Genomic DNA, 23,146 nt, shown 5'->3' on the forward strand with positions numbered 1-23,146 from the left:
ATAAATAGTCTAAATGAAAGCTCATTACTCTAACTGTATTGGTTGAGCTATTTTACACCATAAACTCAGGAGAGCCGAATAATTCTGTTACAGCTTTCAACTTAGCCTTCCTACGTCGTAGTGATATTCACGGTTCTCCTCGTTAGATACCACCCGCGATGTGCAGCGTTTCCCGATTGATCCAGGCTGAATCGGAGGATGCGAAGAAGACAGGGGCAGGTGCAATGTCCTGTGGCTGTCCGATGCGACCCAGTGGGGTTTGCGCTTCAATCTGTTTTTGGTAATCGCTCCCAATCAGGGCTTACGCACAGCCTCAATATATAGTGTTTTGTATGGGCCAACTCCCGTAGTTGCCCCCATACCTGGAATGAATGCGTAAGTCCTACCAATAACTCCCGCTGCCTGTATACCCTTCGTTTCCACCATCCCAAGATTGATAGATAGAGCTGACACGGATCTTGCGTGAACCCAGCTCTTTAGCTAGCGACTTGGTTACGGCATCAACAGCGGCTTTAGTGGTGCTATAGACCGAGGCGGTCGCGAGCTTAGTGGTACTGGCGCTCGAACTAATGTTGATAATGCTGCCGCCTGCCGAGCCAAAGTATTTTGCTGCTTGTTGCGAGGTGAAAGAGTCGGTCGAAACCGATTGCGGCAACACGAGAACATACCCCCTCGGATCTTCGACATTAATTACTGCACGCTCAATCGAAAGAGGGGAATGTGGTAATTCTCATGAACCCCTTTCCTTGTCAGTATTTGCAAGTTTTGTTCTGTACTCAGCCTTTGCCCATGTCTTTGCTTCCCCCTGCCACTAGCAGAGCACAGCGATTCCGATGTATCCGCGATGCGTTCACACTTCTCTATTGCGCGGTTGCAGCGTGTTCGACGATCTCGGCAACGGCGTCTGGATGGGAAACCATTACTACATGTGAAGCGCCATTTACTATGATCGTCTTCTTGGAGCTGGCGCGGTTCGCCATGAAAGACTGCACCGCTGCCGGAATGTTCAAGTCGCGATCGCCATAAATGAACCAGGACGGGATAGATTTCCATGCAGGCACACCGGAGGCTTCATTTAACGCGGCTTCCATAATCGGACGCTGGGTACTAGCCATCAGTTGCGCGTCGTTAGCGGGCACATCTGCAGCAAATTGGGCGTGGAATTTGCTCTGCTGAATATACAGGTCTTTGCCACCATCGGGCAGGACTACCGGCGGCGCGAGGGTCGGCGCGAGCGTGCTGCCCGGATAACGTCCTGAGAGTTCGGCAGCAGTCTCGCCTTCCTCAGGAGCAAAGCCAGCAACGTAGACCAGTGCTTTCACATTCTTGTTCCCATTGACTGCATTGGTAGTTACCGAACCTCCGTAGGAATGCCCAACCAGCACGATAGGACCGTTAATGTCTTTAAGGATGCTAGCAACATAGTCTGCATCGCTCTTAACGCCACGTAGGGGATTAGCCACAGCAACCGTTGGGTAACCTTTTGTGATCAGTTTGGTCAATACCCCATTCCAACTGGAAGACTCGGCGAACGCGCCGTGGACAAGGACAATCGTAGGCTTATTGGCTTGTGCACTGGCACTATTCATGATGGCTCCGAGAGAAGTGATTGTAATGGTTCCTAAAAAGAGAATGACAATTAGAAGCAGGCGAATGCCGTTCCTGAAGGTGAGCATATTCATGTTGTGATTTCCTTTGAATTTATTTCGTTGGATAGGCTGCAACCGTGATGTGAGAAATTGACGGATGTGGGTTGCGATAACGAAGCGCAGTGAAGTGTCAATCGCATCATTTCACAGACCTGAATCATCGCTTAAGATCGGGCATTGTGAACGTCACTGTTTCGCTGGTGATGACTTTGTGTGTACGGTCGGCTAGTTCGATCAGCACCTTGTGTGGACCAGGTTCCAGTCCGACTAGGATCAACGTTTCGCCAGTGGTGTCAACAAAGTGCCACGGTGCGTCGTCAACAGTAATGTGGATATGTCCTATACGAGGCGATACATCTAGGGCACCTTCGCCGAACACTGGCAACACGCGCAGGTTCTCCGTCCGATACTGGATGAAGACACGTCCCAGGGAAAGCGGCTCGGAAAGCGGTGGATCGACAATCAGCTTGGGTGGTGCTTCATTTTTGATCGCGATCAGCGGAGATGAGACGATGATGTCCTTGGCGCTTGGGGTATAACTGTCCATTGTAGAGACGATCGTAGGCTTATTGGCCTGTGTACTGGCACTATTCATGATGGCTCCGAGAGAAGTGATTGTAATGGTTCCTAAAAAGAGAATGACAATCAGAAGCAGGCGAATGCTGTTCCTGAAGATGAGCATATTCATGTTGTAATTTCCTTTAAATTTCTTTCGTTGGAGAAAGAGAAAAATTGCAAGATTGTCGCTTCGGAAAAGGCGTTAACGTTTTTTTGATTGCGATTTTTTATTTGCACAAATCAGGCAAAGATGAATTACAGTCGTGATGGGAAAGGTTGACTGTCTCTGACTTATCCAAGGAAGATTGGATTAGTCAGAGCAGTCTCACGCCTATGATGACCAAAACCTAATAAGAACGAGAATTACTGATAAATAGCAGTCAAAGAAACGATTGCTCTCTATTGCAAATGTTTCTTCAGTTCAGCAGCAGCCTGGACAAACAGAGAACGGACTGCCGGAACCTCGGCTAAACCATTGAGCAATCCGAAGTCATGAATCATGCCCTCGTACTGCACGAGCGTCACGTCTACTCCAGCTTCATCAAGCTTGCGTCCATAGGCTATACCCTCGTCATGCAAAATATCACTCTCTGCCACCTGAATTAATGCTGGAGGTAAGCCTTTCAGTTGCTCAACCGTTGCCTGTAGGGGAGAGGCATATATATCTTTGCGCTTTTCTGGATCAGGGATGTACATGTCATACATCCACTTCATTGTTGGTGTAGTCAAGAAACGTTTGTCGCCAAATTGGTGATAAGAATTCGTTTCAAAATCAGCATCGACAATCGGCCACATCATGATTTGTAGCTTGATGTGCGGTCCTCCTTTCTCCTTTGCCTTCAATGTGGTGACAGCCGTCATGTTGCCACCGACACTGTTTCCGACAACTGCCAGGTTTTTGCTATCAACGCCAATCTCTTCACCGTGTTCGGAAACCCATTTTGTCGCGGCATAGATCTCATTAATTGCTTGTGGATACTGAGCATCTGGTGTGCGCGTGTAGTTGACAAAGACGCCCACAAACCCGGAAAGTACAACGAGATCACGAACCATGCGCTTGTGGGTTGGATAATCACCCAAGACCCATCCACCACCATGAATAAAAATGAAAACAGGCAATGTGCCTTTGACCCCTTCAGGTCGCACGATATTGAGCGTAATCGTGTAACCATCAGCAGTAATCGTCTTCTCAGACTCTTCAATGCCGGAAAGATCGACTGGAACGGAAGCCTGAGCTTCCACGAGTACTTGACGCGCTTCGAGCGGAGTCAATGTCTCTAACCCTACACCACCAGAATTCAGCTCTTTTAAAAATGCCTTCACTTCTCTGGAAAGGCGCGGATCATCTGCAACTTCCAAAATTTTTGCTGCTTGTGAATTTACTTGAGCAACCATGACATTCTCCTTTGATAAGTAGTAAACAATTTGTTGAAATGACAGTGTTAAGTGAATTGATTTAACAGTGATACTTGAAGAGCAGTGATTGTGGAATGGCAATCACTTTCTACCGACATCGTTTCTCAGTCGGAACTATTTGTTACTGATGAAAAGGTTGCCGACCTAGGGGGTCGCTGCCTTGATCGGTTGTTTCCACACCGCAGCAGCATAGAGTGAGTTTTCAAAATCGGGGGTGATATCGCCTGTGATACGTGCCTCATGATGCGCCCAGTCCTTAAAGAACAAGTCGTGACTGATGCGCCATACTATTGCAGGTACGTCGCGGCGGATGCTATGGATGTCACCAACTGGCAAGCCGAAGCTGACCAAACCAGCAGGATTAAATACGTGAATGTCTTTCAGATAAGGGGCAGTGCCAGGTACTTTTTCTTGGTATTCGTGGGCGCTACCGAGGTAAGGGTGCATCCCCAAATTGTCGTCACGCAGGTCTTCTGGTGGCTCGTAGCGATTGCGCCAGAGGGCAATAGGCTCTTGCAAGTCGGCTAGTCCGGGACGCTAACGTGGGTGGTCAGAAAGTAGCGAATATGATCTGCGATCGCATCTCCGTCCTCTTCTAGGGCAAAGTGTCCAGTATCCAGCAAATGAAACTCAAGGTTCTGCAAGTCACGTTTGTAGGCATAGGCTCCCTCTACTAAAAAGCCCCGGTCATTTTTGCCCCACACCACCAACGTCGGTGGTTGATACTCACGAAAGTAGGCTTGCCATTGCGGATACAGCAACACATTGGATTGGTAGCTATATTTCAATGCCAGTTGAATAGCTAGGTTGCCAGGGCGATCAAGGAGGGCTTGATCCAGAGTCCAAGTATCGGGACTGAGGTTTTCTAGATTCTTGACTCCGGTGGTGTAATACCGTTTCGTACCCTCCGGTGTCATAGTCTGGCGCACTTGCTCGGCATTTCCAGGTGTCTTACTCTGCCAATAGGCTCTCATTGGCTTCCAGAAATCACCTAACCCCTCCTCGTAGGCATTGCCATTTTGCACAATCAGCGTCTCTACCCGCTCTGGATTCTGCGTTGCAAGGCGATAGCCAATAGGAGCGCCATAGTCCATCAAGTAAAGACTGTAGCGTTTCAAGCCGATCGCATCGATAAACCCTGCTATTACTTCGGTGAGACCATCGAAGGTGTAATCAAATTCATCTACCGCAGGCATTGAACTATACCCAAAACCAGGATAGTCAGGTGCAACCAAATGGAATTGATCGGCAAGCGCAGGAATTAAATTGCGGAACATATGAGATGACGTTGGGTAGCCGTGCAGCAGTAAAATTGTTGGATTATCACGGGAACCCGCTTCACGATAGAAAATATCTAAACCTTCAATCGAGACTGTTCGGTATCTGGTCATGCGGTTGCTCCTTGTATGACACCACTGCCTAAGTGTTGTTTCAAAAACGCCAACGTGCGATCGCCTGCTAATTCTGCGGCTTCTTGGCGATAAGCGGAACTACCCACGCGACTAAAACCGTGATTCATTCCTTCATAGCGATAGATTGTTACCAGGGGGTTATCTTTCAGTCCTTGCTGAATGGTTGCTTGAGCGCCTGGTGACACATACTCGTCCTTTCCACTCATATGCAATATCAGCGGTTTCTGAATCTTTGCCGCCTCTGCTAAATTATTGTCAATGTCAACACCGTAGTAACTGACGTTGGCATCTGCATCAGTGCGTGTTGCCATGAAATATGCCAGTTTCCCGCCCAAACAAAAGCCTACACTGCCGACCTTGCCTGTGCTGCTGGGATGCTGCCGCAGAAAAGCCAGACTTGCCTTTAGGTCTTCTACGCCGCTATCCACATCAAACGCTTGGAGTAGCTCAAAGCCTTTAGCCAACTGCTCCTTAATTTCAGAATCAAGCTGCACACCCGGTTCTAACCGCCAATACAAATCTGGCACGAGCACTAAATAGCCTTCTTTGGCATAATCATCAGCCGTCTGGCGCATATTTTGATTGACCCCAAGAATTTCTTGAATCAACACAATCCCCGCACTAGGCTGAGTACTGGGTACTGCTAAATAGGCGCTAAAACTGCCTCCTGAAAAGGCCGGAATAGTTACATTTTGGCTTGTCACAATGTTTCTCCACAATGCGAGATTTGCGGAACTTGAGTTTGTTGTTCTTGAAATAGAAAATTAAGCAAGCAAGATGTTAACTTGAACCAGAGCGAATAAACATTTCTTCAGTACGCTATTTTTCTGAATCTAAGTTTCTGCATCTGCCTGCTTATGAACTTAGTAGCCAGCAAGCGCCGATGGGACAGTTGGTTTGATGTTCTGATTCAGCCCGAACAGATCGGTCGGGTCATACTGATTCTTGAGCGCAACCAGTCGATCGTAGGTAGCAGGTGGGTAAGCTTCATGAACACCCCGTTCTCCTTCGTCCGCCAGGAAGTTCACATAGGCACTGTTGGAATAGGGCAAGAGCGCCTGAAAAACGTGCAGCATTTGGGCATCAAGACTGGTAGCATCAACCGATACAGGTTCGGAATGGGCGATCAACACCATGCCCTGTTTGTCGCGGTGAGCAAAGGCAGTTGCCTCTGGTGCGACTCGACTCATCGCTCCACCGAGAACACGCAGAACGATGGTCATTTCAGGCGACATGACGGACTGAGAGGCTTCGACCAACGTATGCAATATTTCCTCAGAGAATGTCTCAAACAATAGCGATCGCCCATTATGCTTCATACCAGGTAACGTCCCGATCTCAGTGAACGAAAAAATGTTCGGATAGGGCATCGGTGTAATCAAGTCAGCAAGCGGGGTGGCAATCTGACGTAGGGGAGCCAAAACCCGCTCACCCTCACTAAGGTCGCCCGTGTAGCAGACGAAGATACCCACGATCGGTTTTCCCTGCTTCTCAGGTGGAATGAAAGGAGCAGGTGGGGCAAGTAAAAACAGCGCCTGGGTCGAGAGTTCATCTGGGGCGGCGGTTGCTAGACGAACATACTCTTGCAGGATGCGCTCCGCTTCCGTTGCTTCGTAGAAGACGATACCGCCCAGAATCATTCCGCCTGGGTGCAGATTCACCTCAAACGCGGTGGCGATGCCGAAGTTGCCACCGCCACCGCGCAGTCCCCAAAACAGTTCGGGATTTTCCTCAGCACTGGCACGCAGCATCTGTCCATCCGCCGTCACCACTTCCACCGATCGCAGGTGGTCAATCGTGAGACCGTAGGCGCGTACCATCCAACCGATGCCACCACCCACGAGTAAACCACCTACCCCCACATTGGAAGTATCGCCCGCCGTTATTGCCAGACCAAACGGCTGAAGCGTATTGGCAACCTCACCCCAGGTGAGTCCAGGCTCTAGACGGGCCGTGCGACGGACTGGATCGATCGTAATCGTCTTCAGATTGGCAAGGTCGATCACCAGTCCACCATCGTTGCTGCTATAGCCGGATAAACTGTGTCCCCCGCTCCGCACCGAGAGCGTCATCCCCAGCTCTCGCGCAAATTTGACAGCCATTCTGACATCTTCGGCATCGACACAGCGCACGATCGCAGCGGGATAGTGATCATAGAGACCGTTCCAGACTTTTCGTTCTGCCTCGTAAGCAGCGTCTCCTGGCAGGATCACATCACCCCGCAAGTTTGAACTAAGTTTCTCCACTGCCTGCTCATAGCTATGTTGCTGCACTTGTGAAAGCATTGTTGGTTCTCCACTTGAATTGTCTTGAACAGTATCTTGAAGTTGTGTCATGAGTTGTCTCTTTGTTCATTCCGTAATCAGAGCGAATAAACATTTCTTCAGCGACCAAGCCTTGTGTTAATTAGGCAGGAGTGGGTTGCAGCCGTGACGCGAGAAATTGACTGATGTAGGTCGCGATCGCCTCTTCCTCTAGCGCAAAATGTCCTGTATCGAGTAAATGAAACTCAATTTGATTGAGCTGCTTGATGACGCTGCTTGAGACCTGAAACGAGGTCGGTCACTTGACGTTGAGCCTCTGCGCTCAGTGAGTCAAAGTCGTCTAAGAAGAATTGACGTTCTAGCGTTAACTTCCGGGTATTGAGCAACCCTTCGATCTGCCAACCTTCGTCGCCTTTCGTTACGACGTATAGCGGCAGCGAATCCCGTGACGGTGAAGTTTCGGTTTGTCCGGGCAGTATTACCCTGATAACTAAGAGCATGAGCGCGAGTTGCGAGTTCACGAAGCGGACAAAATTCACCTCAGCCTCCAGGCGTGTTCCTTTGAGAACCGTGTCGAACGCTTGCTGATGAAATGCAGCGATTTCTTTTTGACCCTTGAGATGCGTGCCCTCGAACGTGATGAAATCGGCAGTTTCGCTGAACGGGGCAGCGAAGCCTTCGCCGCTACCTCGATTCCAAGCATCAATCATCTGGCGATGGAAAGCACGGATTACCGACTCGTCAGCATTAGTGGTGGTTTGAGCTGCTTGTGAATTCATAGTTTTGAGTTTTCCTTTGAAGTGATAGATCAGTTTTCAAGCGGCATAGAGGGTGTGATGAACGCTGAAAATATTTGGCTCTGTGAGCCAGTTCCAACCATGGCTCGAAAATCGCAACCAGCGCTGAATTTCGCTTCTGGACTAGGTTCTATCGAAGTTGATAACACCCTTTAAGGGAAACCTCCAGGTACACCCAGGATTTCGTCGCCAATTTCGGGTAAGTAATTTGTGTGATTAATGCTCAAGCTTCTGATTCAAATATGGCGCTGACTTAATGGCAAGTCAGCGACCATGCCTTGCGCTGATTAGGCAGGAACAAGCTCCAGCCGTGACGCGAGAAATTGACCGATGTAATTTGCGATCGCCTCTCCCTCTTCCTCTAGCGCGAAATGTCCCGTATCGAGTAGATGCAACTCAACGTCTTTCAGGTCGCGCTGATAGGGATAAGCACCGTCGGCAGGGAAGATGTAGTCATTCTTACCCCAAACAATCAAGGTCGGTGGCTGATATTTGCGGAAATACTCCTGCCATTGCGGATATAATGGTGGATTCGTGCCATAGCTATACAACAGCGCCAGTTGAATCTCAGCATTTCCGGGGCGATCGAGGAAGAGTTGATCCATATTCCAGGTATCAGGGCTGATCGCTTCAAGATTGCGAACACCGTTGGTATATTGCCACTTTGTTGCTGCCAGGGTGACAAGGTATTTGAGCTTATCAGCATTCTCAGGAGAGCGTTCTTGCCAGTATGCCTTGATCGGGTCCCAAAATTCGCGCAGACCTTCCTCGTAAGCATTCCCATTTTGCACAATCAACGCTTCCACTCGCTCCGGATTTTTAGCTGCAATCCGATAGCCAACGGGAGCACCATAATCCATCACGTAGAGGCTGTACTTCTTGAGGTCGATCGCGGTAATGAATTTCTCCACAATTTCAGCTAGGTGATCAAACGTATAGTCAAACTCATCCACAGTTGGCATTGAACTGTTACCGTAGCCAGGATAATCCGGTGCAACCAAATGGAAGCGATCGGCTAAGGCAGGAATTAAGTTGCGAAACATATGAGATGAGGTCGGAAAGCCGTGCAACAGCAGAATTGTCGGGTTATCACGAGAGCCAGCTTCTCGATAAAAGATATCTAAACCATCGATCAAAACCGTGCGAAATGTGGTCATGACTTTACTCCTTGTGAGTTTATTGGTAGAGGTGAAATTGTGGTCTGACGCTTGTCAGTGATGATGTATTGTTCTGTTGCAATCTTGAGCGCGTGAGTGATTGAGATGAAAAACGCTATCGCTGGAAATAGTCGCGCCAAGTTTTGGGTAGGGCTTCAAGTTGAGCAGCGCGGTGAAGTAACTCTGGATTATCCTCTTTGCCAACATAAAGTTGAGTGATATCGGCAACAGTGATATTGTTGTCATCCCGGCTCACCAACTCTAATGTGTCTCCGGCTCCGACTTCGCCCTCTTGCAAAACACGGAAGTAAAATCCGGTTCGATGACTCGCGAGAAATCGTTTCACCATATCCGATCGCCCAAACCGAATCCCCAGTTTGTAGCAGGGTAGGCGAGGTTGTGTCACCATTAGATGAACATCGCCAATACGAAAGCGATCGCCAATGTTCACTTCCTCTTCTCTTAGTCCAGCGATCGTGAAATTTTCGCCAAAGATACCTGGTGTCAACTCTGTCTCCGGCAATTCACCTTGCCAGTAATCGTAATGCTCGAACAGATACACATAGATTGCTTTGTCTAATCCGCCATGAACGGGTTAGATCAGCCTGTCCATCACCGTCTAAATTAAGCGATCGCACCATAACCCGTTTGCTGACTGGCTCTTTGAAAATTCCAGTTGTAACTGTTTTCCCTTTCCAGCTCACTTCACGCGGAAGTCCTACGTTGGCAGAGATGAGTTTCATCTTCAGCTCCAAAGTTTTGCACAGCATTCGATTAGGGCAGTCTAGATCACCGCTCGTTCGCCAAGCGTTCCTACGGCATCGCAAGATGTACCATTGATTTTGGGCGAACATTGGCTCAGATAAATAAGGCGTTCATGCCGTCAATATCACAGAGGAAGGTCTGGATCTGCGCTTTGCTGCTGTACTGACATCCGGTCGTGGTGTGATCGGCAAGGATGGCGAGAGCCAAAAAACCAGAGAGATTGTGTCATGAGATTGCTCCTATTGATGAATGATTTGTGTGATAAGCTCTCAAGTTTCCGACTCAGATAAAGAAGGCATTCATGCCGTCAACGTCAGAGAGGAAAGTCTCGATCGCGGCAATCTTGCTATCCTTAAGCCGACATACCGTAGCCAGATACTCGTCGAACACCCGATCACCTTGCTGAGCGGTATTGTGCAAAGACAAAGCCACGTTGTCTCGGCTGACGAGAATATGCAGTAGCTCGAAGTTCAGCCCATAGCTCGCAACTTTGCGGGCACGATCAACTACTGCGTCGGCTCCATTCGCCGTGCCTGAGATCGTGTTTTCACCTGGTAGTGTCCAGTGTGCGTCGTCAGTGAGGAGGGCAGGTATCGCACTCCAATCGCCTGCGGCGAGTGCAGCGTGAAAACGACGGGCGATGTCGAGCTTCGCATTGTGATCGGTCACTTGTGCAACGACTCCTGCTAGAGGAAGTGGCTTCATGATCATGATCGGGATTCTCCTGTTCAAAAACACTGGTCAGGCTAGCACGCGTAACGATTCCTCCCAGAGGCGCTCAGCGTTGTTGGGATCGAGGGCATACGGGGCGACACCGCTCATGTAGCCGTTGCCGTTTGCGACGATGGTAGCTTCGTTGCAGTCCTCAAAGTAGCGCCCGCCGATGCTCTCCAGCAGTGGGGAAGTCGCCAGCAGAATTGAGGTGGCAGCACCCTGCTCCGGTGTCTTCTGCCGTTCTGGTGGAGTCTTAATACCGTCCGTGTAACGCTGTAGGTTAGTGGCGATCGCTCCGGGCATTAGAGCGTTGGCGGTGATGCCATCCGTAAACCAGCGTGTGGTGGCACCAACGGCAAAGAGGATGTTTGCCGTCTTGGACTGCCCATATGCCAGCCACGGATCATAAGGACGGAATGCGAAGTGGATATCATCGAATACAATCGGCGACATCAGGTGTCCACTGGAACTGACAGATACAATACGTGCAGCACCATCCGCAGCCAGTGCATTGTGGAGTCCGAGTGCCAGGGCGAAGTGTCCGAGATAGTTGGTGGCAAACTGCATCTCCCAGTCTTCGGGCGTGTGCTGTTCGGGCAATGCCATCACACCCGCGTTGTTGACGAGTATGTGCAGTGGACCGTCCCACGCAGCGACGAACGAGGCGATCGAGGTTCGGTTAGCCAGGTCAAGCTGGGCAACGTGAATGTTCTGGTTCCCTGTGGTAGCGGTAATGTTAGCCGCCGTCTGCGCTCCAACGTCGGTGTTACGCACAGCCAGCGTCACCTCAGCCCCAGTGTGAGCCAGTGCCCGCGCCGTCTCTACGCCAATGCCCGATGCGGCTCCGGTGACGATCGCCCGCTTGTCAGAGAGAGCGATTCCCTCTGCTACCTCAGCAGCGGTGGAATGGCGTCCGAATGGTGTCATAATCTGTGCCATTGTATGCTCCTTTAGAGATGTCGAGTGTTTTATTTGCGCTCTTTAATATCGGCAGATAAACTCCAGAGCAGGCGTGATGACCTGTGATCGGTCAGAGACCATCGCTGATTCCTAGACAGACGAAGGAGCTGGCTTTTGTACGTTGTAGTTGGCGAGAAGAGTTTGTCGAGTGGAACTTGTTTTAATTAAATCGGCTGCTTTTTCACCAATCATGATGGTCGGTGCGTTCGTATTGCCTGTGGTAATCCTTGGCATGATCGAGGCATCCACGACACGCAACCCCTCAATTTCATGTACTCGTAGTTCAGGATCTACCACCGCCATTGGGTCAGTGCCCATTTTGCAAGTGCCCACCGGATGCCACACTGTACTGCAAGTTTCCCGGACGTAAGCAACGAGTGCTGCATCACTCTGCTTATCAGCACCCGGAGCGATTTCCTTACCGCGAAACTCATCCAAAGCACTTGCACCGAACAAGTTACGGAGTAATTTAATCCCGACAACGAGCTTTTGCACATCAGCTTCACTTTGGAGATAGTTCATTTGAATCATCGGTGTGTCTTTGGGGTCAGGCGATCGCAAACTGACACTGCCAATGTTTTGGGGATGAGTCAAACAGACGAAACTTGTGAATCCTAAACCAGAGTGGGCATAACCAGGCGGTGCCAACACAGCCGGACCGAAGAGAAACTGTAAATCTGGCGCAGCATCCAGATTCCCCTCAGTATGCAAAAACATGCCAGCTTCACCGATACTACTGGTGCTTGCCGTGTGTAAATCCTGAGTTGCCTCGTGTGCCACTGGTACGACAGGGTGGTCTTGGAGGTTCTGACCAACTCCAGGCAAATCAGCCACTACCGGAATTCCCAGCGCTTGCAGGTGTTCTGCATCCCCAATGCCGGAAAGCAGCAGCAGCTTAGGCGAATCGAACGCGCCTGCACTTAAAATCACTTCGGAGTTGACCCTGACTTGGTGCAGTGTACCCTCATGCAGGTATTCCACCCCAACGGTGCGGGTACCCTCAAACAACAAGCGAGTCACCAACGCTCCTGTCGTTACAGTTAAATTGGGACGCTGGAGAATGGGCACAAGGAAGGCAGCAGCGGTACTATGCCGCTTACCATCCTTGATCGTCAACTGATAGAGTCCTGCTCCTTCCTGCTGCATTCCATTCGGATCGGGATTGTGGTCATATCCTAGTGCCACTGCTGCGTCTACAAAACGTTGGGATACCACAGCAGGCGCAATAAGATCGGTGACACTCAACTCTCCATCGACCCCGTGAAATTCGGATGCGCCTCGTGAGGAGTGTTCCGATTTCTTGAAGTAGGGCAAAACATCTTGGTAACTCCAACCGGGATTCCCCAATGACTGCCAGTGGTCATAATCGTGAGGATTGCCCCGCAGATAAATCATGATATTAATCGAGCTGCTGCCCCCCAGGACTTTGCCACGAGGACAAAAGATTTTGCGGTTATTCAGGTAGGGTTCGGGCTCAGAGAAATAGCTCCAGTCCACAGAGGAGCCTTGTAGACTGAGGCATTGGGCAGGAATTTGAATCTCTGGTTTCGTATCTGGGTTACCCGCTTCGAGCAGTAACACGGTTGTGTCACTGTCTTGTGTCAGACGGTTAGCGACCACGCAGCCTGCCGAACCGGCACCAATCACAATATAGTCATAGTGAGTCATGAAAATCCTCCTTATTTGTTGTCTGTATTAGCTTTAATTTTGTTATTGCGCGGTATATCTACCATCACGATGATTTGCCGACGACTTGCAATAACGATTGCTCCAGCTTGAGCTAATGCGTAGAGGCGAAGCGGCTGTCGGAGACATCACACTGGCTTTACCAATCTCCGATGTTTCACCTGTAACGAGTGCGACTTTTCCAGATAACGCGATCATTGTTAATTTTCTTCTTTACTAAAGTGAAATAGCTAATGCAAGATGGCAGAAATAACATACTCTTTAAAAGACCCAAAAGTCTGACTTTAAAAACTTTTTTTCTTCTGCTCCCTGGCTTTTATATTCGGCTTTCTTGCACTAGGTTGTTCCTATTAATTAATAACTTGTGTAATCGGCAGGAGTTGAAGAAGTGTGATGTACTAAGGGTTAAGGGTACGTCCTACCGATCGCTCAACTGCTGTTCTAATTCAGTAATCCGAGCTTGCAGAGGAGCCATCATCGCTGCAACTTCTGTTTCTGAATAGCGGATGGGAATATGCTGAGGACAATTCTCGCTGGTGGCTTCAACGTAGAAGAGGATAGCGCGTTCAATTGTGGCAGGATAATCTGGAACTCGTAGTCGTTCAATTAATGCCGAATCCCCTTCAACATATTCGGCTCTTCCCCAAATCTTGATGCGTCTGCGATGCCGATAATTCATCAGGAACAAAAACGCTTTGTCATTGCCAGATAGATTGCCCACCGAGATGTACTGCACATTCCCATAAAAGTCTGCAAAGCCGAGGGTTTTCTCATCGAGTACCTTCAGGAAACCAGAAGGACCGCCCCGAAACTGGATATAGGGATAGCCATTAGAACTGACGGTTCCCAAGTAAAACCCATCGAGTTGCGCGATGAATTCCTCAAGTTTGGGAGTAATCGAATCATTGGCAGGACCCTTTGCAATGTAGCGTTCATAGCTCTGCCGCGAACCCCGCTGTTCTTGTGCGGCTTGCACTTCAGGTGTAAAAGCAATTTCTCCAAATTTACGTGGCATAATACCCTCTTAAGCTACAACAGGCTCTGCAATGCCAATCATGCCGACAAAACCAGGAAGATGTTTGACGCGATCGATCCAAGCCAGCACATTGGGGTAATTGTCTAGGGAAATTTTGCCATCGGGGGCGAGAGCAACATAAGGGAAGACTGCCACATCGGCGATTGTCGGACGCTCTAACTCCAGCCATTGGCGATCGGCTAAACGATCGTTCAGTTGAGTCAAGATGAACTCTGCTTTCTGATTTGCCTGTTCTAGGTTGATGCTGGTCGCTTTGAACAGGTAGTACAAACGTGCTGCTTCTGGGCCTTGCCGAATTTCTCCTGCTGCTGTCGATAGCCATCGAATCACGCAACTCATGGGTTCTGCCTCTGAGGGCAACCAAGATTCACCATCATATTGCCGAGCCAGGTAAACAAGAATCGCTTGAGCATCCGGTAGAACAGTATTTCCATCGACTAATACTGGAACCTGGCCAAAGGGATTTAGAGCTAGAAATTCCGGCTGTTTGTGCGCCCCTGCTGACAAATCGACTTTAATCCATTCGTAGTTTAAGCCCAGCAATGAGAGCATTAATTTTGCTTTGTAGCTGTTGCCAGACAGTTCGTGACCGTAGAGCTTAATCATGGATTAGTCCTCCAAATTAAATAAGGTTAAAGAAGGACAATCAGCGGGAAGCGATTCCCTCTCTAGTTGGAACACAGAGGCGAACGCCGAAGGCGAACTCAGAGCGATCGCACAGAGGACATCCCAAATAGTAGAAATTTTCTTTGCACAAGGCTCAGTATCACTAGATTGAAGGCGATTCATAAATATTAGACCTCTTGTAAATCTTTGGTTCTATTACCTTGTTTTCCTGTTAAGAGTTCCCGAATAAGAGCAAAAAGTCTATTGATTAGGCTATTGGTCTAAATCGGAACATCCAGGTGAGGGAAGGGAACAGGGAAGAAATATTTCTGCTAATTTGTCCTGGCGAACGGTTGGTAGCTATTAATTACTTACAGTGACAATGGCTGCTATCAATTGCTCAATATTCCAGAGGCTGGTATATCGAATTCCATTAATAAAGAGTGCTGGGGCAACCTTTACTCCACTGTGCAATCCACTTTCGATATCTTGATTGATGCGATCGATATGTACTTTGCTGGATATATCTTGCAGAAATTGGGGAATATCGAGCCTTAAATTATTGGCATACTCCACAAGACGATCGTTTCCTAACTCTTGTTGATGGGTGAACAAAATGTCGTGCATCTGCCAAAACTGACCTTGGGTGGCGGCCGAAGCGGCCGCTTCGGCTGCGCGTTGGGCATAAGGATGTATTTGCGACTGTGGAAAGTGGCGAAATACAAAGCACAAGTCGTTAACCTGTTGCTGGAGCGCCTTAATTAATTGGTGAGCTTCGCCACAAATGGGACATTGATAGTCACCATACTCAACGAGTGCCACTGAAGCGCTCACCAATCCCTGAATATGATCTTGTTCAGAAATTGGCACAAGCAACCGATTATAATCACCGAGACTCATTGGCACCTCTTAGGAAAAAAGTGCAGCAGGTAGAGACAGATGATTGCTATAAAACATCTTTCAAAATTCGGTAAATCAATACCTCTGTGTTATCTGTTGCATACTCTCAATTTAGAGAGTTAAGCCGATTTTGTCGCTGAGAAAAGCCTCAGAAGATAAGCTGACAAGTTATGCAGATGATAACCTGACAAATTTGACAGGTATGACCCTATAAGCTAACAATGCCCCGCCTTAATGCAACGATCACGGCTTGAGTGCGATCTTCCACGCCCAGCTTACTTAAAATATGATTGATATGAAAGTTGACCGTGCGTTCAGTAATATGTAGAGCCTTGCTAATGGCTTGGGTACTCTTGCCTGTTGTAATTAGTTGAAGTACCTCTAATTCGCGATCGCTCAATTCTGGACTCGTCATGCGCTCCAAGAGTTTGGCACCGACGCGGGGTGGAATGTGCTTCTGTCCTTTTTGAACTGCACGAATCGCAGACAGCAATTCTTCTGGCTCAGCATCTTTGAGTAAATATCCTTTGGCTCCTGCTCGTAACCCCTGATAAATGTCTTCATCGCCCTCGTAAGTCGTCAATACGATAATCCGAGCAGCAGGAAACTCGGTGCAGATGGCAGTAATCGCAGCGACTCCATCCATCTGGGGCATTCGCAAGTCCATCAAAGTTGCATCTGGCTGTTCTTGGCGAAAGACAGCGAGTGCCTCCTGACCATTTCCAGCTTGTCCAACAACAAGGATATCTGGTGCTTCTTCCAGCATCGCGACCAAGCCCTGACGCACAACCGGGTGATCGTCTACAACCAGAACACGAATGGCATTAGGTTGACTCATGATGGTTTTTCCTGCTGATTTACGGATACCGCGATTTCTGTTCCTTGTCCAGGGGTACTCTGGATCTGGAGTTGTGCCCCAATGCGATCTGCACGTTCTGACATCCCTAATAAACCAAAGCCATTGTGGCTAGAAGAACGATCAATGGGAAATCCCTGTCCATCGTCCTTAATTCGTAATCTGCACTGCGTGGACTGATATATCAGTTCAACGCGAATTTCGGTTGCTTTGGCGTACTTTAGTGCATTAGTCAAGGCTTCCTGTCCAATTCTGAGCAGATTATTCTCCACCTCAGAGGGTAGTGGATAGGGAATACCGATGGCTTCACACACGATTGTCGTACCAGTGGATGATTCTAGCTGGCTTGTTAGTTGCTTGAAAGCGCTGAGCAGATCGTTATTTTCTAATAAGTATGGACGGCGCAGCGCCTCTACAGAGCGGCGTGCCTCTGCGAGTCCAGTTCGGGCTAAATTTTGTACTTGAGCTAGGTAAGCCTGAGCTTTTTGGGGGTTTACCGTTATCTTGTTAGCAGCAGATCTAGCGTGAATAATAATGCCCGTGAAGGACTGTGCCAGCGTATCGTGAATTTCTCGCGCCATGCGGTTGCGTTCTTCTAGGATAGAGGCTTCTTCGGCGCGTTTGCGATCGCTAATATCAAGAATCACACCCAACATTTGCACAGGCTGTCCAGCTTCGTTATAAATGCCTCGACCTCTGCCAACCAACCAGTGAATACTACCATCTGGGTAGATCACTCGATATTCAACTTCACAATCAGTGTGGGTTGCTAGAGATGTTGAAACAGCTTGCTCAACCCGATGAATGTCTTCTGGATGAACGCGATCGCGCCATGCTTGAGTCTTATTCTCAACTTTACCCGGTACTAACCCCAGCAATCGAGCGTGGTTATCGTTCCACTCTGTTGTATTCTCAATGATATTCCAGTTCCAACTGCCGATGTGGGTGAAGTCCATTGTCAACCTGTGTTGCTCTTCACTTTGTCGCAGGGCGTTTTCAATTCGTTGGCGCTCTTCAATCTCCTGCGAAAGCAGCAAAGTCCGCTCAATTACTCGTTGTTCCAATGTTCGGTTATAGTCGGCTAGCAGCTTCTCTGCTTGTTTGCGCTCAGTGATGTCTTGAAAGGCTGCGATCGCATAAACTACATTGCCCTGTTCGTCAAAGACGGGAGTGCCCCACACCTCAACAGGGATCGTTTGGTTATTTTGGCGAATTTCTACGTCATCAATCGTAGTGCGTTCGCCGTTCAACGCCCGGATGATTGGCATTTTTTCAGTAGGGTAGATTTGATCCGTTCCCGTCACATAAAATTGATAAGCCTCTGCGATTTGATCCGACGGTACGGCAGGATCGATCCCTTTGCCCATGAGATGAATGCCCCGTTGATTGGCATAGTAAAGGCGACCCGTCACATCAATGGCGGCAATTCCTACGGGAATCGCTTCTAAAAATTGAGCCATCTGACTTTCGCTCGCGCGGAGCTTTGAATAGAGCTTGGCATTTTCGATCGCGATCGCTGCCTGGGTCGATAACAGATTCAACACCTGCGATCTAGCGGGTGTAAACGCTCCAGTTGCTGATTGATTTTCGAGATACAACACGCCGACGAGCTTACTTTGATTCAGCAGCGGCAAACAAAAAATAGATTGCGTTTGGTTGCGTTGAATATAAGGTTCATTGATAAAATTACCTTCACGAGTGGCATCATTTAAGATGACAGCTTCATGAGTCCGGAGCACATACTGAATGATTGATTCGGGTAAGCGAGTTGCCATTGGAATTGATTGCAGCACTCGCGTAGCAGAAACATTCTCACCGTCATTGAATTCACAAGAAGCCTCGATCGCCCATTCTCCTGAGTTTTCCAGGAGCAGGCATCCAGTTTGTGCCCCAGCATTTTCAATTAAAATTTGCATTAAAGAACTGAGCAACTGCTCCAATTCAATTTCACTTGAAATAGCTTGAGCTGCTTTCATCACCGTTGCTAAATCGAGAGCAGTATTTGAGGTATTTAAGGTGGTACCATTCGTAGTGCGAACTGGTGTAGAAACTACTTTGGACGACTGAGGAAATAGTTGAGGATAGCGAGTTTCTAAATCCTTAACCTTTGCCGTTGCTCCCCAGCGTTCATAACAGTAATGGGCTTCCTTCATGTAGAGCTGGGTAAACTTTTCCAAACCTCTCGCTAGATAATGCTTGGCAGCTAATTCGTATGCTAACGCCTCTTCCTGGATATATCCGTTTTCTCTAGCTCCTTGAATCGCTTGTTCGTAAAACCCCTCAGCCTCTAACAACTGACCCAAAACTCGCGCTTTCTCTGCCTCAACTAGATGATACTTATGCAAAAAATTCATAGGCGCATGAAGTGCCCACTTGTGCAGTTTTTCCTGATTGTCGATCACGTTAGGGAGCAATGCTTTTTGTTCTGAATCAGGAACAGATGAATAAATTGCCAGTCGGACTAAAGAGTCATAAAAGCGAAGCAGTGGCATCGTTACCTGCCCTGGTGCACCTTTTAGATACCCCTCAGCCGCATTTGCACTCTTTAACGCTTGAGTAAACTGCCCAAATAAATAGCATAGGATCAGCTTGTTGATATAGAAATATTGAAATCCAAGAGAATCATTGTTGGCTAAATAGCGGTTCAATCCCTGTTGCTCCTTGTAAACAACGCCTTGTAAACAGCAGGGGTTATTAACCTGTCCTTGTAAGTTAAGCACTGCTTGCCAAAAGATTTGATGGTAATTTAAGCAAGTTTCCTGCTTCAATTGGGCGATGGCACGGCTGTAATTTTCCATCTCCTGTTCTAATTCTGTCAGTTCTAATCCACTGAAATATAAATACTCACATTTTTGGTAAGCCGCTAAACCTGCAAATATGAAATCTCCGGTTTCTACTCCGCTGGAGTAACTTTCCTGCAATAGGGATGCAATCTCCCTAAAATGGGACTTTCCAAAGCTGATGCCTTCTGCAAAAATTAGAAAGGTTTTGCTTTTAAGTTCTTGCACATTCAGCCTTTCCACAAGGTTGAGGGCGAGTTGACCCAACTGATGAGCTTTCTCTACATCCTGAGTTGCTGCGGTGATAACCACTCCATAACAAGAATAGGCAACCGCAGAAGTAGGTGCATTGCCATATTGAATCGATAACTTGACTTGCTCACATGCCATTAGCCAAAACAGTGCAGGTGCAGCCTGAAAGGCAGGAGAAGCGATATTTGAAATAATCCGCATGACTGCCAATCTACTGACATCTGTCATTAAAGGTAAATGCACTAAATCTTGAATATTCCTTCCTTCCAGAACTTCTCTTGTTTCTGAAAGTGCTTGTTGAATCTGCAATTCTGTGGGCACTTCTGGCAGGTTCAGCCCTAGTTTCGCCAACACTTTCAACCCGACTTTTATCGCCTCTAACTTGTAAGTTTGTGCTACATAGGTTTTGATTGTAACCTCATGAACTTTCACTTCATCTAAAATGGTTGTGGCTTCTTGCAAAACAATAGCAACCCATTGCTCCATCGCCAGAAAGTCACCGGATAGATAGGCAGTTTCTGCGGCTTCTTCATGGAGAACCAAACTGAGGTCATACTGATGTTGCCAACTATCGGTTGTGAGTAACTCGATGCCTGCAATTGCATACTTCAAAGCTGTACTATAGGCAGTTGCAGCTTTGGCTTTTTGGGCTGCCATTAAGCTGAGTCTGGCAATGCTGTTTCGTTCCTGCTGAGAGACGATGAGATCGACCCCTGAATTGAGATGATCGACAATTTCAAAAAGCCGCTCTGATAGCTGTTCTGGCAAAGTCTTTTCAAGTAAATTGCGACCGATTTGAAGGTGAACAATTTGTTGGTGCGACTCATCAATCAAGGCATAGGCAGCTTGCTGCACACGATCGTGCAAGAACTTATAGTCTTGAACTAATAAGTCTTCGTCTAATTCAGATAGCGGTTGAATGAGACCAGCTTGGATTGCTGTTAATAAGTTTTGGAAAACTGCTTGAGGAGATCGATCGCAAACAATCGCCAACGTTTCCAAATCAAACTCAGCCCCAACACAAGCGGCTAAGCGGAGAACTTGCTGGGTGTTCTCTGGCAATTTCTTCAACTGGATCAGCAACAACTCCACCACATTATCAGTGATATCTTGAGCTTGGATTTGATCGATGTTCCACTGCCAGCTTAAGTGTTCCGCATCAAAAATCAATAGATTTTCGCGATACAGTACCCGCAAAAATTCATTGACAAAAAAAGGATTGCCATCGGTTTTGTATAGAACTAATTCAGCTAAGGACTGAACAGTGTCAATATTCTGATGTAGGGTTTCAGCAATCAACTGGCTTAATGCCTCCAGCGTCAAAGGTGCCAGGATCATCTCCTGAAGCACTACCCCTTGCTTTCGCAGGCTGTCCAGCGTTAATAACAGTAAGTGGGCTGAGTTCACCTCATTATTTCGATAAGCTCCGATCAGAAATAGGGATTGGGTTTGCTCATCCAGCATCAGCAACTCGATTAACTTGAGTGTGGCAGAGTCTACCCACTGCAAATCATCTAAGAAGATCGTAAGGGGATGTTCCTCTGAACAAAACACTCGCACAAACTGCTGAAAGACCCGATTGAAGCGGTTCTGAGCTTCCATTGCTCCAACTTCAGGAACAGCTTGTTGCTGACCGATCATGAGTTCTACTTCAGGAATCACATCAATGATGATTTGTCCATTGGTTCCCAATGCTGTGAGCAGACGCGATCGCCACTGTTGCAATTGCTCGTCGGGTTCACCCAGCAGTTGCTGCACCAATTTTTGCAGGGCATGGGCGATCGCACTGTAGGGAATATTGCGCTGAAATTGATCGAATTTACCAGAGATAAAATAGCCGCGCTTTTGGGTGATTAATTTATAGAGTTCCTGCACTAATGCTGATTTCCCAATTCCAGCATAGCCAGATACCAACATCATTTCGGCTTTGAATCTTGGGTTGCCCATTTGTTTCCTCTCCCAAGTCGCTTCTGTATTGTTCTGTAAAGAAGCGACGCGATTGTCCTCCGGACACGCTACGTAATCTGCGAAGCGCTGCGGCGTCTCAAACGGAGTACGCAGCAGCGCTTCGCTATCGAAAGCTGCTAGTAACATTGCAACTTCCTTGTCCCGTCCATACAGTTTTTGTGGAACTTGAAACTGATCGGAAATATCTTGAAGGCCTAATTGAATGCTATCAATTCGACCAGTTTCTTCTAATTGATGAACACACAGTTCTAAATCGGCTTTGATTCCCCAAGCACTTTGATAGCGCTCCTCCGCATTTTTCGCCATCAATTTCAAAATAATATCTGAAACGGGTTTGGGAATCGTTGCATTCAGTTGGTGAGGTGGAATAGACTGTTTGGCAATATGACAATGGACTAGCTCAAGAATGTCCGTTGTTGGAAACGGCAGGTGTCCAGTTAGAAGTTCGTAGAACGTCACACCGAGTGAGTAAAAATCGGTGCGGTAATCGAGCGAACGGTTCATGCGCCCTGTTTGCTCTGGAGACAGGTAGGCAAGTGTCCCTTCTAAAACATACGGGCTTTTGAACGTTGGATGAGTGCGGCTAAATTGGGTAGCAATCCCGAAGTCAATAATTTTGACAACGCCAGTATTCGGATTAAAGACGATATTGCCGGGGTTGATGTCTTTGTGGATGACATTAGCGGCATGAATTCTGCCCAGAATATCTGTGAGGTCGATCGCAAGCTGGAGAAACGTGGATAAGGGCATGGGGCAGAAGGTTTCTGGGCGCTTGTGCATCCATTGCTCTAGGGACTCCCCACCAAAATCTTCTAAGAGAATGACGAGAGTGCGTTGATACTCCTGCTGGCTGTATGCCTTGACAACTCCTTCCTCTTTGAGGGAACGGGTAATTTTATATTCCTGTCTGTAGCGAGTTAGCTCTTGGGGAGAGGGATAATTTTGCTTGAGCATTTTGATGACGATCGCTCGATCGTCAGGGACGCTGATACCCCGATACACCAGAGAATTAGAACTTTCGTAAATTTTGCTTAGAATAGCAATACCCGGTAGAGCAACCATAGAGCTTCTCTGGATAAGTACGATGGGAGATACCTCAAACTATAGAACCCATTGAAGATTTTTAGCGAAATCGGTTGAGCAGCCGATCGCCCCGCCAGAGCTCTTTTTAGCCGTAATGCCGATGCAACCGAGCGGTATCGACGTACAGTCGGCGGCCAATGCGGTGCGACTCATCAAACAAGCTCAATCAGTAAGACAAGGCCCACCCCAAGCGGTGATGTTTCATATCATGTCCGGTCGATTAACCATGATTAAACTTTTGCTTCCGGCCACCAATAGAAATGAGTCAAACCACTGATTAACTGTTT

General features: G+C 48.0%; 20 protein-coding genes and 2 pseudogenes. 1 reads left to right on the top strand and 21 read right to left on the bottom strand.

Annotation, left to right across the window (positions count from 1 at the left end; all coding sequences use genetic code 11):
* Positions 1-142 precede the first annotated feature (142 nt).
* From QUA04_RS22535 to QUA04_RS22635, 21 genes and pseudogenes are all read right to left on the bottom strand, one after another.
* Positions 143-658: pseudogene (locus QUA04_RS22535) on the bottom strand (SDR family oxidoreductase).
* A gap of 202 nt (positions 659-860) precedes the next feature.
* On the bottom strand, positions 861-1,682 hold the full coding sequence (locus QUA04_RS22540) for an alpha/beta hydrolase (RefSeq protein ID WP_333260938.1): 822 nt from the start codon (positions 1,680-1,682) through the stop codon (positions 861-863).
* Positions 1,683-1,806: 124 nt separating this feature from the next.
* Positions 1,807-2,337: a DUF6130 family protein gene (locus tag QUA04_RS22545; protein ID WP_333260941.1), complete on the bottom strand. Its 531-nt coding sequence runs from the start codon at positions 2,335-2,337 to the stop codon at positions 1,807-1,809.
* Positions 2,338-2,606: 269 nt separating this feature from the next.
* Entirely contained in the window at positions 2,607-3,602 is a 996-nt protein-coding gene (locus QUA04_RS22550) for an alpha/beta hydrolase (RefSeq protein ID WP_333260944.1), read from the bottom strand.
* Between the two features lie 165 nt (positions 3,603-3,767).
* Positions 3,768-4,142: a hypothetical protein gene (locus QUA04_RS22555; protein ID WP_333260947.1), complete on the bottom strand. Its 375-nt coding sequence runs from the start codon at positions 4,140-4,142 to the stop codon at positions 3,768-3,770.
* Between the two features lie 5 nt (positions 4,143-4,147).
* Complete coding sequence (locus tag QUA04_RS22560; RefSeq protein ID WP_333260950.1) at positions 4,148-5,014, bottom strand: alpha/beta hydrolase; 867 nt, start codon at positions 5,012-5,014, stop codon at positions 4,148-4,150.
* Positions 5,011-5,739, bottom strand: a complete 729-nt coding sequence (locus QUA04_RS22565; protein WP_333260953.1) for a dienelactone hydrolase family protein — start codon at positions 5,737-5,739, stop codon at positions 5,011-5,013. The genes QUA04_RS22560 and QUA04_RS22565 overlap by 4 nt, the downstream gene beginning before the upstream one ends.
* Before the next feature lie 159 nt (positions 5,740-5,898).
* Complete coding sequence (locus QUA04_RS22570; protein ID WP_333260955.1) at positions 5,899-7,371, bottom strand: FAD-binding oxidoreductase; 1,473 nt, start codon at positions 7,369-7,371, stop codon at positions 5,899-5,901.
* A 173-nt stretch (positions 7,372-7,544) separates the two neighbouring features.
* Positions 7,545-8,078: an SgcJ/EcaC family oxidoreductase gene (locus QUA04_RS22575; protein ID WP_333260959.1), complete on the bottom strand. Its 534-nt coding sequence runs from the start codon at positions 8,076-8,078 to the stop codon at positions 7,545-7,547.
* A gap of 305 nt (positions 8,079-8,383) precedes the next feature.
* Positions 8,384-9,253: an alpha/beta hydrolase gene (locus QUA04_RS22580; protein ID WP_333260962.1), complete on the bottom strand. Its 870-nt coding sequence runs from the start codon at positions 9,251-9,253 to the stop codon at positions 8,384-8,386.
* Between the two features lie 115 nt (positions 9,254-9,368).
* Positions 9,369-9,509, bottom strand: a complete 141-nt coding sequence (locus QUA04_RS22585) for a 3-alpha domain-containing protein (protein WP_333260993.1) — start codon at positions 9,507-9,509, stop codon at positions 9,369-9,371.
* Positions 9,510-9,527: 18 nt separating this feature from the next.
* Positions 9,528-9,833, bottom strand: a pseudogene (locus QUA04_RS22590) (MOSC domain-containing protein); the annotation flags it as partial.
* A gap of 467 nt (positions 9,834-10,300) precedes the next feature.
* Positions 10,301-10,723, bottom strand: a complete 423-nt coding sequence (locus QUA04_RS22595) for a nuclear transport factor 2 family protein (protein WP_333260965.1) — start codon at positions 10,721-10,723, stop codon at positions 10,301-10,303.
* Between the two features lie 36 nt (positions 10,724-10,759).
* Positions 10,760-11,671: an SDR family NAD(P)-dependent oxidoreductase gene (locus QUA04_RS22600; RefSeq protein WP_333260967.1), complete on the bottom strand. Its 912-nt coding sequence runs from the start codon at positions 11,669-11,671 to the stop codon at positions 10,760-10,762.
* 111 nt (positions 11,672-11,782) lie between these two features.
* Positions 11,783-13,360: a GMC family oxidoreductase N-terminal domain-containing protein gene (locus QUA04_RS22605; RefSeq protein ID WP_333260970.1), complete on the bottom strand. Its 1,578-nt coding sequence runs from the start codon at positions 13,358-13,360 to the stop codon at positions 11,783-11,785.
* Positions 13,361-13,796: 436 nt separating this feature from the next.
* Positions 13,797-14,393, bottom strand: coding sequence for a pyridoxamine 5'-phosphate oxidase family protein (locus QUA04_RS22610; RefSeq protein ID WP_333260973.1), 597 nt, complete (start codon positions 14,391-14,393; stop codon positions 13,797-13,799).
* Between the two features lie 9 nt (positions 14,394-14,402).
* Positions 14,403-15,020: a glutathione S-transferase gene (locus QUA04_RS22615; RefSeq protein WP_333260976.1), complete on the bottom strand. Its 618-nt coding sequence runs from the start codon at positions 15,018-15,020 to the stop codon at positions 14,403-14,405.
* A 3-nt stretch (positions 15,021-15,023) separates the two neighbouring features.
* Positions 15,024-15,203: a hypothetical protein gene (locus QUA04_RS22620; protein WP_333260979.1), complete on the bottom strand. Its 180-nt coding sequence runs from the start codon at positions 15,201-15,203 to the stop codon at positions 15,024-15,026.
* A 180-nt stretch (positions 15,204-15,383) separates the two neighbouring features.
* The gene (locus QUA04_RS22625) at positions 15,384-15,920 is read right to left on the bottom strand and encodes a DsbA family protein (protein WP_333260982.1); all 537 of its coding nucleotides are present in this window, start codon (positions 15,918-15,920) and stop codon (positions 15,384-15,386) included.
* A gap of 208 nt (positions 15,921-16,128) precedes the next feature.
* On the bottom strand, positions 16,129-16,758 hold the full coding sequence (locus QUA04_RS22630; RefSeq protein WP_333260985.1) for a response regulator transcription factor: 630 nt from the start codon (positions 16,756-16,758) through the stop codon (positions 16,129-16,131).
* Positions 16,755-22,838, bottom strand: a complete 6,084-nt coding sequence (locus QUA04_RS22635) for a protein kinase domain-containing protein (protein ID WP_333260987.1) — start codon at positions 22,836-22,838, stop codon at positions 16,755-16,757. The genes QUA04_RS22630 and QUA04_RS22635 overlap by 4 nt, the downstream gene beginning before the upstream one ends.
* Positions 22,839-22,959: 121 nt before the next feature.
* Between QUA04_RS22635 and QUA04_RS22640 the strand changes: the two genes are divergently transcribed.
* Positions 22,960-23,136: a hypothetical protein gene (locus QUA04_RS22640; RefSeq protein ID WP_333260990.1), complete on the top strand. Its 177-nt coding sequence runs from the start codon at positions 22,960-22,962 to the stop codon at positions 23,134-23,136.
* The last annotated feature ends 10 nt before the right edge of the window (positions 23,137-23,146 follow it).

Source organism: Microcoleus sp. S13_C5 (assembly GCF_036700845.1).
Classification (GTDB): Bacteria; Cyanobacteriota; Cyanobacteriia; order Cyanobacteriales; family Microcoleaceae; genus Microcoleus.